This is a genomic window from Microbispora sp. KK1-11, assembly GCF_006874435.1.
Classification (GTDB): domain Bacteria; phylum Actinomycetota; class Actinomycetes; order Streptosporangiales; family Streptosporangiaceae; genus Microbispora; species Microbispora catharanthi.
Genome location: NZ_VIRJ01000005.1, coordinates 78,744 through 93,113, shown reverse-complemented (window position 1 = coordinate 93,113; position 14,370 = coordinate 78,744). Strand labels below are relative to the sequence as shown.

Genomic DNA, 14,370 nt, shown 5'->3' with positions numbered 1-14,370 from the left:
CTGGAGCCGTGACACGCCACTCAGCTCAGCCGCCTCGAAGGCCTCCTCTAAGATCGTCAGGGCTCGGCGGCGAGGACGGTCACCGGGTCGCCGACCTGGATCTCGCCGTAGTCGCGAGGGACGAAGCGAACACCGAACCAGGTCTTGCCGTCCCAGCGGCGGTGGCGTGCCAGGGCGCGGAGGGGTTCCTTGCCCTTCTCCAAGGTGGTGGGGTCGTAGGTGGGCACAGCGCAGCGGTCGCAGAGCTCGGACATGCGGAAGCGGAGCGCGCCGATGCGGATCTCGCGCCAGGTGTCCTCGGCGTAGGGGGCGAAGCCGTCCACGACGAGGTTGGGGCGGAAGCGGGCCATGTCGAGGGGGCCGGGGACCTCCTCCTGACGTTCGAGGGCGCCCTCGGTGATCCAGTCGTCGAGCCGGCGGAGGGAGGAACGGGAGGTCAGCAGGAAGGGGGCGTCCCCGGCCAGGCTGACGACGTCGCCGGGGAGGCCGCCGTGGGAGGCCGGGACGGCGCAGCGGCGGGGGTCGTCGAGCCAGACGAGGCGGGCCGGTTTCCCCAATAGGCGGGTGAACCAGGCGTGGGCCTCCGGATGGGCGAGGACCACCGTGTCCACTTCCACGAAGTGGACGGGGACGTGCTCACCGGTGGCCGGGGGGACCTTCAGCTGCGGCAGACCGGGAGCCTCAAGCAGGAGGCCGCCCTCGGCGGTGGGGGCGGCCACGACGGAGAGCAGCCGCGGATTCTCCCCGACCCAGTGCAGGTTGCCCGATTCGTCCACCACGGCCCACCGGCGATCCCCCGCCAGCCCCCACGGCTCCACGACGGCCGAATCAACAATCACCCCAGAGACCGACTTGACCGGATATCTACGGATCTCGGCCAGCTCCATTTCGCCAGCGTACGTCCGAGAATCACTCCTCGAAAGCCGTGAGCTCCGGCCGTTGCGCCGTCACATCGCCCTCCCGGCGACGTGCCGCGCAGCCACCACCTCAGCCACGGCCCGAAATGCTCCCGCGGCCACGCCGCGTCCTCCCGAAGACGGCGCTCGGCCTCGACTTCACGGAGATCACGGTGCGGACCGAGTTGGGCGACGCGCCCGCATGGTACGTGCCCGCGCGCGGCGACACCTGGGCGATCACCGTGCACGGCAGCAACGCCTACCGCAACTCCAGCCTGCACGCCATCGCCACCATGCACCGGGTCGGCATGCCGGTGCTCGACATCACCTACCGCAACGACCTTGGCGCGCCCGCGTCCCGGACGGATTCCTGCACCAGGGCGAGTCGGAGTGGCGTGACCTGGAGGCCGCGATACGCACGGCGCGGTCCATGGGCGCCAGCCATATCGTGCTCTACGGAGGCTCGATGGGCGGCGCGATCGTCGAACAGCTGCTCACCCGCTCTCCCCTGGCGGACCTGGCCTCGGCCGCCGTGCTGGAGAACCCGGAGATCAGCAGCCGGCGTACCGGCGAGTTCGCCGCTGCCCAGATGCACATGCCGTCGTTCATGCTGCCGATCATGGAGCAGGTCATCGACTGGCGCGGCGGCTTCGACATCGCCGCGATCGACCTGCTCGGCCACCCGCCGCGGGTGAAGCCGCCCACGCTGCTGCTCATGGGCGACGCCGACAAGGAGCACCCGGTGGAGACGGCGCGTGAGCTGGCCAAGGCGTCGAACGCGATGAACTGGCCGATCCAGTACGAGGAGTTTCCCGGCGCCGGCCATTCCGAGATCTGGAACACCGACCGCGAGCGCTACGACCGCACGCTGGCCGCCTTCCTCACCCGCACCTTGAGGTGATTCAGGTCGTGGGCCGGAAACCGGCGGCCGCGAGTGTGCGGACGTCATGTCGCCGCGCCGCTTGACCCTGACGCTGGGTCAATCTCCCAGCATGGCGGCATGACCACGAAAACCAGTGCGGGCGAGCACGACGAAGAGGGAGAGCGGACCGGGAGAGGCGACAGGACGATGCGGCACTTCACGATCCACCACGACGGCGTCACGATCCCGGTGTCTCGCGACGGCCAGGGACCACCGCTGGTCCTGTGCCCGGGGCTCAACTCGACACAGGCCGGCCTACACGAGCTCACCGAGCTGCTGCGGCGCGACTACGACGTGGTGACCTTCGACCTCCGGGGACACGGCCTCGCCTCGGCCGCCGACCGGTACTCCTTCGAGGCCTTCCTCGGCGACCTCGTCGCGGTGATGGCCGAGCTGGGAAACCTCGGCCTGCCCGCGGCCCCCGCGCTGGTGGGCTACTCGCTGGGCGCCGACCTGGCCGTGCACTATGCCTCCGAGCATCCTGACACCATCGCCGAGCTTGTTCTCATCGACGGGGCGAACCCGGTGCCCGAACCGTTCATCACCAAGGCCGTCCTGCCGGAGTTCCGCGCCATGTGGGAAAATCTGGCGGCGCGGCAGGAGGACGAGCGGGGCACCGCGCGTCAGGTGTTGCTCACCGGCCAGGAGATTCTCGACCTGAACCTCGAGATCGATGTGGTTCGGTCCGAGATCCTCGATCGGTACAGAAGAATCAACCGGCCCATCAGAATGATCATGTCGGCCTCGATGGCCGGCGACAGCGGCGAAGGGCACGCGCCGCAGTTCAACCAGACCTGGCGTGCCGGCGTCGAGCGGCTCGTCCGCGAGCACCCGGACATCACCACCACATGGCTCGACGCCGACCACCAGCTGGTCTTCACCCACGCCCCGGAAATCGCCCAGATCATTCATGGTGCAGAAGGCCCAGCCCGCCGGGCGACCTCGTGAGCAACTCCTGGAGACTGGTCTGATGCTGACCATCGGCGAGCTGGCGTCCTACGCCGGAGTGACGGTGCGCGCGGTGCGGCACTACCACGCCAAGGGGCTGCTGCCGGAGCCGGAGCGGGACCACTCCGGCTACCGCAGATACGACGCGGGCGCCGTGATCGAGCTGATCAAAATCCGAACCCTCGCCGAGGCCGGCGTCCCGCTGGCGCGGGTGCGAGAGCTGCTGCGGGCCGGCGAGGCGGAGTTCGCCGCGGCGGTCGCGGACATCGACAGTCGGCTGCGGGCGGAGATCCGGGAACGGCAGCGGCACCGCGAGCGAATCGCCCGCCTCGCCTCCGGGGACAGCCTGGCGCTGCCTCCGGAGGTGGTCGAGTATCTCGACCGGCTGCGGGCGCTCGGGGTCGACGAGCGGATCGTCCAGGCCGAGCGGGACGGCTGGATCCCGCTGGCCGCGCACTCACCCGCACGAGTTCCGGAGTGGATGGCGCGCAAGCGGGAGCAGATCGACGACCCGCGGCTCGTCGACTTCTACCTCACCCTGAGCCAGGCTCTCGACCGGGCCGACGACGACCCGCGGCTGGTCGAGCTGGCCGACAAGCTGGCCGCCTACATCACGCGTATGGCCGACGAGCGGGGCGAGGACTATGTCGACGACACCGATATCGAGGCACCGCTTGTCATGCTGATGGACAGGCTGGTGTTCGACACTGTGCCGCCGGCGCGTCGGCTGATCGAGCTGCTGAAGCAGCGAGGCTGGACGGGCTGGACCAAGCTCGTACGCGTATCCCCAGACCCGGTTCGGCTCCCCGGTAGTGCCAGTGCGGGCAGGAAGACACCGTGCTAACGCCACTGGCCGTTCGGTTGCCGCTCCGCCACCCGGGTGCTCGCGCTCTCGTCGCTGTGCACCGGCTCTGCGGCCGGTACGTGGCTCGTCGGCCTATTGGCCGGGAGAGCGATGGCGGGGATGACCGCGGCGATGGCGATGCCGATCGCCCACCAGAACGCGCACTGGAAGGCACCGGTGGCGCCGTGGCCGAGGAGCGACTGCAGGACGACGGCCACGATCGCGGTGCCGAACGAGGCGCCCACCTGCTGGACGATGCGGGTGTTCATGGTGGCGTGCGGGATGCCCGCCGGTTGGATGTCCTGGTAGGCGATGGACATCGGCGGGATCAGCACCGCCCCGATACCCAGACCGCGAACCAGCAGCACGGCTCCCAGCCACCACAGGCTCGTGCCCGGCCCGGCAAGCGCGAACGGGACGGTGGCGACGGCGGCGAGCAGGAAGGCGGCGATCGTCACGGCGCGCGCCCCGAACCGGTCGACCAGCTTGCCGATCACGAAGCGCGAGGCGAGCGCTCCCATACCCTGCGGGATCATCAGCAGCCCGGCATCCAGCACGCTGTCGCCCCGCAGTTGCTGGTAGTACAGCGGCAGCAGGAACATGCCGGCGTACATCGCCGCGCCTGCGGTGAACAGGACCGCGGAGGCACTGCCGAGCGAGCGCACGCGCAGCAGCCGCACGTCGACGATCGGCTCGCGCCCGCCAGGCCGTGACGCCCAGGCGACGAACGCGGCCAGCAGGGCGACCCCGGCCGACAGCGGCACCAGCACCCCGGCGTGGCCGATCCCGCCGTCCTCGGACAACTCCGAGAGCCCGAGCAGGATCCCCGTCAGCGCCGGCGCGAGCAGCGCCAGGCCGATCCAGTCCAGGCGCCCGCGCCCGGCCGAGGAGCCGGGGCGCTCGGCGGGCAGGAACCGCCACGCCAGCAGCAGCCCGACGGCGATCACGGGCACGTTGATGAGGAACAGCCAGCGCCAGCTCAGCCAGTTCAGGATCACGCCGCCGATCACCGGGCCGAGGATCGGGCCAAGCGCGATCGGCAGGCTGACGGCCGCCATCAGCCGGCTGCCGACACGCCCGCCCGCAGCTCTCACCGCGAGCGTCTGCATCAGCGGGAAGATCAGCCCCGCACCGAAGCCCTGCAGCACCCGGAAGCCGATCAGGCTTGCGTCGTTCCACGCCACCGCGCACAGCACCGAGGCGAGCACGAACAGCACCAGCGCGGCCATCCAGACCCGCTTGCCGCCCCAGCGGCGCTCAGCCCACCCGGTGACCGGGATCGCGACGGCCATCGCCAGCAGGAAGCCGGTGGTGACCCACTGAATCGTGTCGGCGGTCGAGTGCAGCTTCACCACCAGCGTGTGGATCGCCAGCGTCACCATCGTCGAGTCGAGGATCGCTGCGATCCCGCCCACGACCAGCGCGATCAGCGCGTTCTTCACCTGCGGCGAGAGCTTCGCCCCGGTGGTCTCTGTCATCGCCCTGCCCCCACAATAAGAGTGGAATCCATCTCTTAGGAGAGTAGGACGCCTTGCTAGGGAATGCAAACCTTCCTTATAGTGGGGCCGTGACCCCATCCGCCGCCGAGCCCTCTCGCCGACGCCGACGCGGGCCCGAGCTCGAGGCCGCGTTGCTGGACGCAGCCTGGGACGAGCTGGTCGAGGTCGGCTTCGCGAAGCTGACAATGGAGTCCGTCGCCTCCCGCGCCGGCACCGGCATCGCCGTGCTGTACCGCCGCTGGGCCAACAAGGACCAGCTCGTGCTCGCTGCACTCGAGCACTACCGGAACAGCCACCCGGTCGACGTCCCCGACACCGGCACCCTGCGCGGCGACCTGCTCGCCGCACTGACCGGCATGGGCGAGGCCCGCGCCGCCTTCTTCGCCATCGCTGCGGCCACCGCGTTCTCGGGGTTACTGGCCGACACCGGGCTCACCCCCTCCCAGGTGCGCGACCGCGTCCTGGGCGACCAACCGCTTTCGCGCGTCCGGACCATCTACCAGCGCGCCCACGACCGCGGCGAGATCGACCTGGAACGGATCCCTCCCGCGGTGCTCGCCATGCCGTTCGACCTGGTGCGCCACGACCTGCTCATGGACCTCGAACCCCTGAAGCCCGCACGCATCCAGTCGATCATCGACGAGCTCTTCCTCCCCCTCGCCCGGATCGAACGGCACCGGCGTACGACGTGACCCGTAGCGCGTTGCTACTTGTCGCGCGGCGGACCGCTTGGTGATCTCGGCCTTGACCGTCTCGTGCAGCTCGTCCGAAGTGAAGCCGAGGTTGCGCAGGACCTGCGCGCCCGGACTCTCCTCGGCACGGATATGGAGCTATGCAGCAGGCCGGGGCAGACAGCGGCGTGCTGCGAGGCAGCGTTGGGTCATCCGTACCGCATGGGGAGCCTGCCCGGGTTGCCTCGGCGCTTTGCTTTTATGGCTTCATATTTGATCTTGCACCGATTCGGCGCCTTTACAAAGTAGATCAGGAAAGGAACTCGGTCAGCAGGCGGGTGACCTCGGCGGGGCGCTCCAGGCTCGGCAGGTGACCGGCCCAGTCGAGGTCGAGCAGTGTCGCGTCCGGAAGCGCCTCCGCTATGTGACGCCCGCTCTCCCGGAAGTACGCCAGGTCGTGGCCGCCCGTGACCACCAGCGTGGGCGCGGTGACCACCGCCAGGTCGATCGCTTCCCTCCGCCGCTCCGGCTGCGGATCGGCGGCCAGTTGCACCTCGAACGCGTGCCGCTGCATCGCCGCCAGCCGCACCCTGGCCGCCTCGTCCGCCTCCGGACCCAGCCACGTGCGGACGTTGAGGTCCACCGCTCCCCCGACGTCGCCCGCCTCGATCAGCCGGTCCTCCTCTCCCCCGAACTCCTCAAGGTCGGGGGTCGAAGGCAGGCCGCAGCCCGCGTTCAGCAGTACGAGCCGCGAGACGAGGTCGGGATGGCCGGTCGCGAGCTCCAGCGCGACACGCCCGCCGTACGACGATCCGACGAGCCCGACCCGGCGCAGCCCGAGCGCCGCGAGCAGGTCGGCGACGTCGCCGGCGTCCGAGTACGGCCCCTCCGCGGCGAACGGCGTGCGACCGTGCCCCCGGAAGTCGAGCCGGATGACGCGGAACCGCTCCCCCAGCGGCTCCCACTGGGGATCCCACATGCCCGAGTCTGCGACGCTGGAATGCAGCAGGACGACGGGCTCACCGGAGCCCCGTTCCTCGTGCCGGATCGTCATCGGGCCTCCAGCGCGACGCGGACGCCGAGGGCGACCAGGACCGTCCCCGACACCTGTTCCAGACGGCGGCGGACCGCGGGTCTGCCGAGCACGGCGCCGGCCCGGCCGATCAGCCAGATCACCCCGACATACCAGACAACGTCCACGACCACCCAGATCGCCGCGAGCATCGTCAGCGTCAACGGCACGTGGGCGCCCTGGGGCACGAACTGCGGCAGGAACGACATCGCGAACACGGCGGCCTTGGGGTTGGCGCCGCACGTGGCGAGCCCCAGACCGTACGAGCGGCGCCATCCGCCCGCGGTCCGCACCTCGCCCCCGTCGTAGGGCAATGACGTGTCGAGGGCCGCGGGCGCGCGCCGGGCCTTCCACAGCGACTGGACGCCCATCACGATCAGGAGCGCCGCGCCCACCGCCTTCATCGCGCCGTAGGCCACCTCCGAGGCCAGGACCAGCGCGGACAGGCCGAACACGGCGGCCATCGCCCACAGGAAAATGCCGGTTTCGTTGCCGAGGAGGGCGGCAACTCCGGATGAGCGCCCGGCCCTGAGCGTCTGCCGCAGGATCACCGCGGTGCTGACACCCGGGATCATCGCGAGCAGGAGACAGGAACCGACGAAAGCTAGCCAGATCACGCGCTCATCGTCCCGGCCCGGATCCGAGCGCCGCAACTCGTTTCCCCACCACGTGCACCGCTCTGACGCGGGCTAAGGGTGACGGGGCGGCGGGAGGGCTGTCCGTCCGCAGCGGGCGATGCGGGGAAAATAGGTTCCCCACTCCCCTCCACTCTCAACGTATAGCGGACGGGGGGGCTTGCGGCAAGACCCCGGTCGTGCCGCAAAATCGTCGGCCGGAAGCAGCGCCTGCGGAAAATGGGGGACGCGACGTGCGTGTGGTGTCGACGTATGGGTCAGGCGGGCAGCGTTGCCCGTCATGGCCACCGGGTCGTGACGGCGGTTCGGGCGCCTTGGTGCGCGTAATGGTCGCGAGCGACCCAGATCGGAGCTGATGACGTGAACCCGCTGCCCACCAGCGCGTTCGACCTTCCCGACCGCCTTTCCCACAAGGCCGATCCGCGGCTGATCGCCGGCGATGAGCAGCACTTCGCAGCCATCGCGGAAAGCCTCGAACAGTCGATAGCCGACCTTGCCAACCGCCTCGACGCCGAGCTCAAGGCGCCCGGCGGCAAAGGCCGGCAGGCGATGGACCGGGACCTGGAGGTCCATCGGCTGACCGCTCGCCTGCGCGTGCTGCGTCGTTTCGGTCTGGACCTGTGCCTCGGACACATGGTCGGCGAGGACAACCCCGAGCCCGTGTACATCGGACGGCTCGGCCTCACCGACAGCGCGGGCCGCCGGCTGCTGCTCGACTGGCGCTCCCCCGCGGCCGAGCCGTTCTTCGGAGCCACCCACGCCAACCCGATGGGTCTGACGAGCCGCCGCAGGTATCGCTGGAGCCGCGGCCGGATCAGCGACTACTGGGACGAGGTGTTCACCCCGGACGGATTCGAGGGGCACGCGGCGCTCGACGACCAGTCCGCTTTCATCGCCAGCCTGGGCAGCAGCCGTTCGCCGCGGATGCGCGACGTACTCGGCACCATCCAGGCCGACCAGGACGCCATCATCCGCGCGGGATCCCAGGGCGCTCTCGTCGTCGACGGCGGTCCGGGCACGGGGAAGACCGTCGTCGCCCTGCATCGCTCCGCCTATCTCCTCTACTCCGATCCTCGCCTCGGTCACCACCGTGGCGGCGTGCTGTTCGTCGGCCCGCACCAGCCCTACCTGGCGTACGTCGCCGACGTTCTGCCCAGCCTCGGCGAGGAGGGCGTGCAGACCTGCACCCTGCGGGATCTCGTCCCCGAGGGAGCCGCGGCGGCGATCGAGACCGACCCGGAGGTGGCCCGCCTGAAGTCGTCCGCCGATCTGGTGAAGGCGATCGAGCCGGCCGTCAGGTTCTACGAGAATCCGCCCACCAAGGGGATGACGGTCACGACCCCCTGGTCCGACCTCTATCTGAGCGCCGAGGATTGGGCCGAGGCGTTCGAAGCACCCGACCCGGGCACCCCGCACAACGAGGCACGCGACCAGATCTGGGAGGAGCTGCTCACCATCCTGGTGGACAAGTACGACGGCGACACGCCTGCCGACCTGCTCCGCAAGTCGCTGCTGCGCGACAGGGAGTTGCTCACGACCTTCAACCGCGCGTGGCCACTGATCGAACCGACCGATCTCGTCGGAGACCTCTGGTCGGTGCCCGCCTACCTGCGGCTGTGCGCGCCCTGGCTCAGCCCGGAGGAGATTCGGAAGCTGCAACGCGCGGACGCCCAGGCCTGGACGGTGTCCGACCTGCCGCTCCTGGACGCGGCACGACAGCGGCTCGGCGACCCGGAGGCGTCACGGCACAAGCGCCGGCGGGACGCCGCTCTCGCCGCCCAGCGCGAGCAGATGGCCCAGGTCGTCGACAACCTGATCGAGGCCGATGACGACGGTGAAGGCCTCGTGACGCAGCTGCGCCGAGAGGACCTCCAGCGGAATCTGGTCGACGAGTCCGAGCTGCCCTCTCTCGACCCGGACGTGCTCGCCGGCCCGTTCGCGCACATCGTCGTGGACGAGGCTCAGGAGCTCACCGACGCGGAGTGGCAGATGCTGCTGCTCCGATGCCCGTCCCGGAGCTTCACCATCGTCGGGGACCGCGCCCAGGCCAGGCACGGGTTCACCGAGTCGTGGCAGGAACGGCTCAAGCGGATCGGGCTCGACCGGATCGAACTCGCCTCCCTGAGCATCAACTACCGGACGCCGGAAGAGGTCATGGCCGAAGCCGAGCCGGTCATCCGGGCCGCGCTCCCCGACGCCAACGTGCCCACCTCCATCCGCAGCGGCGGCGTCCCCGTCGTACACGGATCCGTTTCGGAGCTGAGCGCGATCCTCGACACCTGGCTCGCCGAGCACGCCGAAGGCACCGCCTGCGTCATCGGCGATCCCGCGTTCGAGGAGACCTCCCGCGTCCGGTCGCTGACCCCGGAGCTGTCGAAGGGGCTCGAGTTCGACCTGGTCGTCCTCGTCGACCCGGAGAGGTTCGGCGAGGGCATCGAAGGAGCGGTCGACCGCTATGTCGCCATGACCCGGGCGACCCAGCGACTCGTCATCCTTTCGAGCTCCTGACGCCGGCCGGGGCGACGCCTCTGTCCGGCTCGCGGCGGGGCACCGGCTCGGATCCCGCGACCCGGTGCCCCTGCTTCCTTGGAGGCGATCGCCAGGTCACCAGGCGACGGGACCGAGGCGGTCGGTGAAGATCCCGGTCGGCCCGTCGGCGTCGATCATCGCGAGTGCGACGATCGAGTCACTGCCCTCGGTGACCGTCAGCTGACCGGTGTGATTGTTCATGTCGGTGGCGGTGAACGTGCGGTTCGCGACTTCTCCGGGAGTGGTGGCGTTGAACTTGATCTTCGGGAGCGCCTGGGCGTACCGGACGGTGATCATGTTCAGCGCCGCTTTCGACGAGCTGTAGGCGAGCTCGTGCATTTTCGAGACGGGCTGCTCCGGATCGGTCACGACCGCGAAGGAGCCGCCGGCGCTGGACACCATCACCACCCGCGGATGGTCGGCCGCCTGCAGCAGGGGAAGGAACGCGTGCGTGACCCTGATCGGTCCGTACACGTTGGTTTCGTAGACGGAATGGATCTCGTCCACCGTCGCGTCCGCAGGCGCGACGACCTTTCCCGGCGCGCCGGCGTTGTTGATCAGGACATCCAGCCGGTCGGTGTGCTCCCGGACGAGCCGTACGGCGCCGGCCACCGACTCGTCCGAGGTCACGTCCAGCGGGACCATCACCACGTTGACGCCATCCGCGGTCAGCTTGTCGGCGGCCGCCCGTCCCCGGCCCTCGTCACGCGAGCCGAGAAAGATAGTCCACCCCTCTGTTCCGAGCCGCCGGGCCGTCTCGAAACCGAGTCCCTTGTTGCCTCCGGTGATCAGCACCGAGGTCTGCTCAGAGTTCGTCATCCGTCCTCACTCCGTGGAGTCGTGTGCCGCGCGGATCGTCGGCGCGGCGTCCTGACGAACATGAGATGCCGGTGCCCTCCTCCCTGTGACAGCACGGTTGTGTGACGTATGCCACCGGCCACCGGAGTCACACAGCCGCGAGAACCGGCATCTTGTGCGTGTGGCCATATATCTGTGGCACGGTCGAGAGCGATCAGGCAGGAGCCGGTGATGAGCGAGGGACAGGTGGACGCAGCCGCGCCGCTTGCTTGTGGGGAACCCGTGGACTCCCCCATGGACGCGGCCACGGAGGCGTTCGTCGCCCATCGGAACCTGTTGTTCACCGTCGCCTACGAGATGCTCGGCTCTGCCGCCGACGCCGAGGACGTGCTGCAGGAGACCTGGCTGCGCTGGGCGGGCGTCGACCTCGGCACGGTGCGGGATCAGCGTGCCTACCTGGTGCGGATCGTCACCCGCCAGGCGCTGATCCGGCTGCGCGCGCTCGGCCGGCGCAGGGAGTCGTACGTCGGGCCGTGGCTGCCCGAGCCGTTGCTGACCGCGCCGGACGTGGCCGAGGACGTCGAGCTGGCCGACAGCGTCTCGATGGCGATGCTGCTGGTGCTGGAGACGCTCACCCCGACCGAGCGGGCGGTGTTCGTGCTGCGCGAGGTGTTCGATCTGGACTACGACGAGATCTCCGACGCCGTCGGCAAGAGTCAGGCCGCCGTACGCCAGATCGCCCACCGGGCGCGCTCACACGTCTCCGCCCGCCGCCCCCGCGACGTCGTCTCACCGGCCGAAACCCGCGACGCCCTCCAGGCCTTCCAGCAGGCGGTCGAAACCGGCGACCTGCAACGCCTCCTCGACATCCTCGCCCCCGACGTCGTCCTCCTGAGCGACGGCGGCGGAATCAAGAAGGCCCTGGCCCAGCCCGTCGTGGGGGCCGCCAAGGTGGCTCGTCTCCTGGCCGCAGGCCTGGACAGGTTCGGCACCGAGGTGTCGGTCGAACCGGTGCAGGTCAACGGCCACCCGGGCCTCGTCATGCGGATCCACGGGGAGATCGACGGCGTCGTGGCGATGCGAATCGAGGACGGCCTCGTCGCCGGGGTCTACTTCGTACGCAATCCCGACAAGCTGTCGGGTGTGGAACGCGAGACCGCACTGAGCCGCTGAGCAGCGGAATGATCCGGCAGTCCGCGCCGGACCCGGCGTGATCAGACAGCCCCGCCCCGGCTGACGATGGCCCGACGCGATGCAGCACGACAGTGTCGCGGCGACCGCCGCCGCGGCATCGTGGCGAAGATCAGCTTTCGTGGGCGGTGCCGGGCTCGCCCTCGGGGACCGCGCCGTACATGCGGGACAGGTCCGCGACGGCCTCGGCCATCAGCGCACGGAGATCGGCCGGCTCAAGCACCTCGACGAGGACGCCCATGCGCAGGAACAGCCACCGGGCGTGTGTCAGGGACTCGATCGGCAGCGTCAGCCGGGTCCAGCCGCCGGGCTCCGGCTGCCCGTCGGCCAGCGCCTTGTCGACCACGTCTCCTCCGAGGGTGTATCGGAGCAGGTCCTCCGCGCCCGGCGCGAGCCGCACCACCGCCTCGGCCGTGTACATGCGTGAGGCGAACTCCGCGGCGAAACCGCGCCAGAATTCGGCGAGATCGAAGTCCTGCGGCCGTTCGAAGCGCTCCGGCAGCACCTCGGCCTCGATGATCCGGCTCACCCGGTAGGTCCGCACCGTGCCCGAGCAGGCGGCGGCGAGATACCAGGAACCGCCCTTGAGAACCAGCCCGTAGGGATGCACCAGCCGTTCCACCTCGGCCGGCCCCCACCGGCGGTAGCGCAACCGGAGGACCCGCTCCTCCCACACCGCCTCGGCGACCTCCATGAGGGACGGCGCCTCGTCGGTGCCGCGATACCAGCCCGGCACGTCGAGGTGGAACCTCTCCCGCATCCTTGCCGCATGGGAACGCGGCTCGGGCGGCAGCGCGGCCAGCAGCTTCAGCTCCGCCGCCGCGGCGAAGTCGGCGAGCCCGAGTTCGGCGGCCGGGCCGGGCAGGCCGGCCAGGAACAGCGAGGACGCCTCCTCCACGGTGAGCCCGTTCAGGCGGGTACGGTAGCCGTCGAGCAGCTGGTATCCGCCGAGCGGCCCACGGTCGGCGTAGACGGGCACGCCGGCGGCCGACAGGGCTTCGACGTCCCTGTAGACGGTGCGGACCGACACCTCCAGCTCTTCGGCGATCTCCGTGGCGGTCATCCTGCCGCGCGTCTGCAGGAGGAGCAGCAGGGACAGCAACCGGCTCGCACGCATGTGACCAGTCTGCCACCTTTACAAAGTAGATTTATTTGCTTTCGCACATAAGCTGTGTTCAAATGCACGCATGGAAAGTGCCGACCGGATCCGGGCCATCATGAACGCGCTGCGCACGTCCGACAGCGTCTCCGTGGCCGAACTGGCGCTGGCATACGGCGTCTCGGAAATGACCATCCGGCGTGACCTGGACGAACTCGCCCAGCAAGGGGTGGTGCGGCGCGTTCGCGGCGGTGCCCTGAGCCTGCTGTTGCGTGGCGAGGAGCCGCCCTTCGGCGTGCGGGAGCGAGAGGCGATCGACGCCAAGCGCCGCATCGGCGCCGAGGTCGCCGGTCTGCTGGCCGACGGCGAGGCCGTGCTGCTCGACGGCGGCACGACGGCGCTCGAAGTCGCCAGAGCCGTGCACGAGCGCCGCCTGACCATCCTGCCGCTGGCGCTGCAGGCGGCACAGGAACTGGCGGCCGCACCCCGCATCCGCCTGGTCCTGCCCGGCGGCGAGGTGCGGCACGGGGAGATGAACTTCGTGGGGCCGCTCACCGAGACGTCGATCAAGGCCCTCCGGTTCGACACCGCGGTGATCGGCTGCTGCGGCCTGTCGGCCGAACACGGCCTGACCGCGCACGACCTGCCCGAGGTGGCCATCAAACAGGCCGCGATCGCCTCGGCCCGCCGCGTCGTCGTCGCGTGCGACTCGGGCAAGTTCACCCGTACGGCGTTCGGCGCGGTCTGCGGGCTCGACCGGCTCGACGTGGTCGTCACCGACGAGAACATCCCCCGGGACCAGCACGACGCTCTCACCGCCGCCGGCGTCGCCGTACGCACCGTCCCCGCCTCCGTTCCGGTCAGCTGAGCATCGCCTCTCCCCTGTGGGAACCGGCACCGTCGGGGGTCGTCCGGGCCGCGTCGGTCGGGGGTGGCAGGGGTGCCGCTGTGCAGGGATCGCGCCCGCGTCCGATCTCGGGCCGGACGGATGCGCGAGGCCGGAACACGCCTCCAGATCCTGCCCCCGGAGTCCCACCCGAGCCCCGTCGGGCGGCCGCCAGGCCGGGCGTCCTCCGCGCGCTGGAGGCGCGAACACCTCCCCTGATCGTTCGCACAGCTCGACGGCTCAACCGCTTCACCCAGCCCGTCCAGACAGCCCGTCCAATCCGCTCTCCATCGCACGCCCCGCTCGCACCCGAGCGGACCTGCGCAGGAACGCACGGGACCGATGCCCCGCGACCCCACACCGGTCACCCGTCTCTCCGG

13 protein-coding genes are annotated in these 14,370 nt (G+C 70.1%); 7 read left to right on the top strand and 6 right to left on the bottom strand.

Going from position 1 to position 14,370, the window contains the following annotated elements; genetic code table 11:
* Positions 1–56 precede the first annotated feature (56 nt).
* On the bottom strand, positions 57–887 hold the full coding sequence (locus tag FLW16_RS09605; protein WP_142559647.1) for an MOSC domain-containing protein: 831 nt from the start codon (positions 885–887) through the stop codon (positions 57–59).
* A 211-nt stretch (positions 888–1,098) separates the two neighbouring features.
* Between FLW16_RS09605 and FLW16_RS09600 the strand changes: the two genes are divergently transcribed.
* From FLW16_RS09600 to FLW16_RS09590, 3 genes are all read left to right on the top strand, one after another.
* Positions 1,099–1,797: a S9 family peptidase gene (locus FLW16_RS09600; RefSeq protein ID WP_142559646.1), complete on the top strand. Its 699-nt coding sequence runs from the start codon at positions 1,099–1,101 to the stop codon at positions 1,795–1,797.
* 99 nt (positions 1,798–1,896) lie between these two features.
* On the top strand, positions 1,897–2,766 hold the full coding sequence (locus tag FLW16_RS09595; protein WP_142559645.1) for an alpha/beta fold hydrolase: 870 nt from the start codon (positions 1,897–1,899) through the stop codon (positions 2,764–2,766).
* A 22-nt stretch (positions 2,767–2,788) separates the two neighbouring features.
* Complete coding sequence (locus FLW16_RS09590; protein WP_142559644.1) at positions 2,789–3,610, top strand: MerR family transcriptional regulator; 822 nt, start codon at positions 2,789–2,791, stop codon at positions 3,608–3,610.
* On the opposite strand, the gene FLW16_RS09585 is transcribed toward FLW16_RS09590, so the two are convergent.
* The gene (locus FLW16_RS09585) at positions 3,607–5,088 is read right to left on the bottom strand and encodes an MDR family MFS transporter (protein ID WP_142559643.1); all 1,482 of its coding nucleotides are present in this window, start codon (positions 5,086–5,088) and stop codon (positions 3,607–3,609) included. The genes FLW16_RS09590 and FLW16_RS09585 overlap by 4 nt on opposite strands.
* Positions 5,089–5,177: 89 nt before the next feature.
* On the opposite strand from FLW16_RS09585, the gene FLW16_RS09580 reads away from it, so the two are divergent.
* Positions 5,178–5,801, top strand: a complete 624-nt coding sequence (locus tag FLW16_RS09580; protein ID WP_142559642.1) for a TetR/AcrR family transcriptional regulator — start codon at positions 5,178–5,180, stop codon at positions 5,799–5,801.
* Positions 5,802–6,090: 289 nt separating this feature from the next.
* Here the strand turns inward: FLW16_RS09580 and FLW16_RS09575 are convergent, their stop codons facing one another.
* Both FLW16_RS09575 and FLW16_RS09570 read right to left on the bottom strand, forming a co-directional pair.
* Positions 6,091–6,834: an alpha/beta fold hydrolase gene (locus FLW16_RS09575; protein ID WP_142559641.1), complete on the bottom strand. Its 744-nt coding sequence runs from the start codon at positions 6,832–6,834 to the stop codon at positions 6,091–6,093.
* A complete protein-coding gene (locus FLW16_RS09570; RefSeq protein WP_260615109.1) occupies positions 6,831–7,469 on the bottom strand; it encodes a LysE family translocator in 639 nt (212 codons plus the stop codon). The genes FLW16_RS09575 and FLW16_RS09570 overlap by 4 nt, the downstream gene beginning before the upstream one ends.
* 378 nt (positions 7,470–7,847) lie before the next feature.
* Here FLW16_RS09570 and helR point away from each other — a divergent pair, with 378 nt between their 5' ends.
* The gene (helR, locus tag FLW16_RS09565; protein WP_142559640.1) at positions 7,848–9,995 is read left to right on the top strand and encodes an RNA polymerase recycling motor ATPase HelR; all 2,148 of its coding nucleotides are present in this window, start codon (positions 7,848–7,850) and stop codon (positions 9,993–9,995) included.
* Between the two features lie 96 nt (positions 9,996–10,091).
* Here the strand turns inward: helR and FLW16_RS09560 are convergent, their stop codons facing one another.
* A complete protein-coding gene (locus tag FLW16_RS09560) occupies positions 10,092–10,835 on the bottom strand; it encodes an SDR family oxidoreductase (protein ID WP_142559639.1) in 744 nt (247 codons plus the stop codon).
* A gap of 210 nt (positions 10,836–11,045) precedes the next feature.
* Between FLW16_RS09560 and FLW16_RS09555 the strand changes: the two genes are divergently transcribed.
* Entirely contained in the window at positions 11,046–11,987 is a 942-nt protein-coding gene (locus FLW16_RS09555) for an RNA polymerase sigma-70 factor (protein WP_142559638.1), read from the top strand.
* Positions 11,988–12,117: 130 nt separating this feature from the next.
* Here FLW16_RS09555 and FLW16_RS09550 read toward each other — a convergent pair whose 3' ends face one another.
* Complete coding sequence (locus tag FLW16_RS09550; RefSeq protein WP_142559637.1) at positions 12,118–13,122, bottom strand: YafY family protein; 1,005 nt, start codon at positions 13,120–13,122, stop codon at positions 12,118–12,120.
* Between the two features lie 70 nt (positions 13,123–13,192).
* Here FLW16_RS09550 and FLW16_RS09545 point away from each other — a divergent pair, with 70 nt between their 5' ends.
* Positions 13,193–13,972 carry a DeoR/GlpR family DNA-binding transcription regulator gene (locus FLW16_RS09545; protein WP_142559636.1) on the top strand — a complete coding sequence of 260 codons (780 nt, stop codon included), beginning with the start codon at positions 13,193–13,195 and terminating at the stop codon, positions 13,970–13,972.
* Positions 13,973–14,370 lie beyond the last annotated feature (398 nt).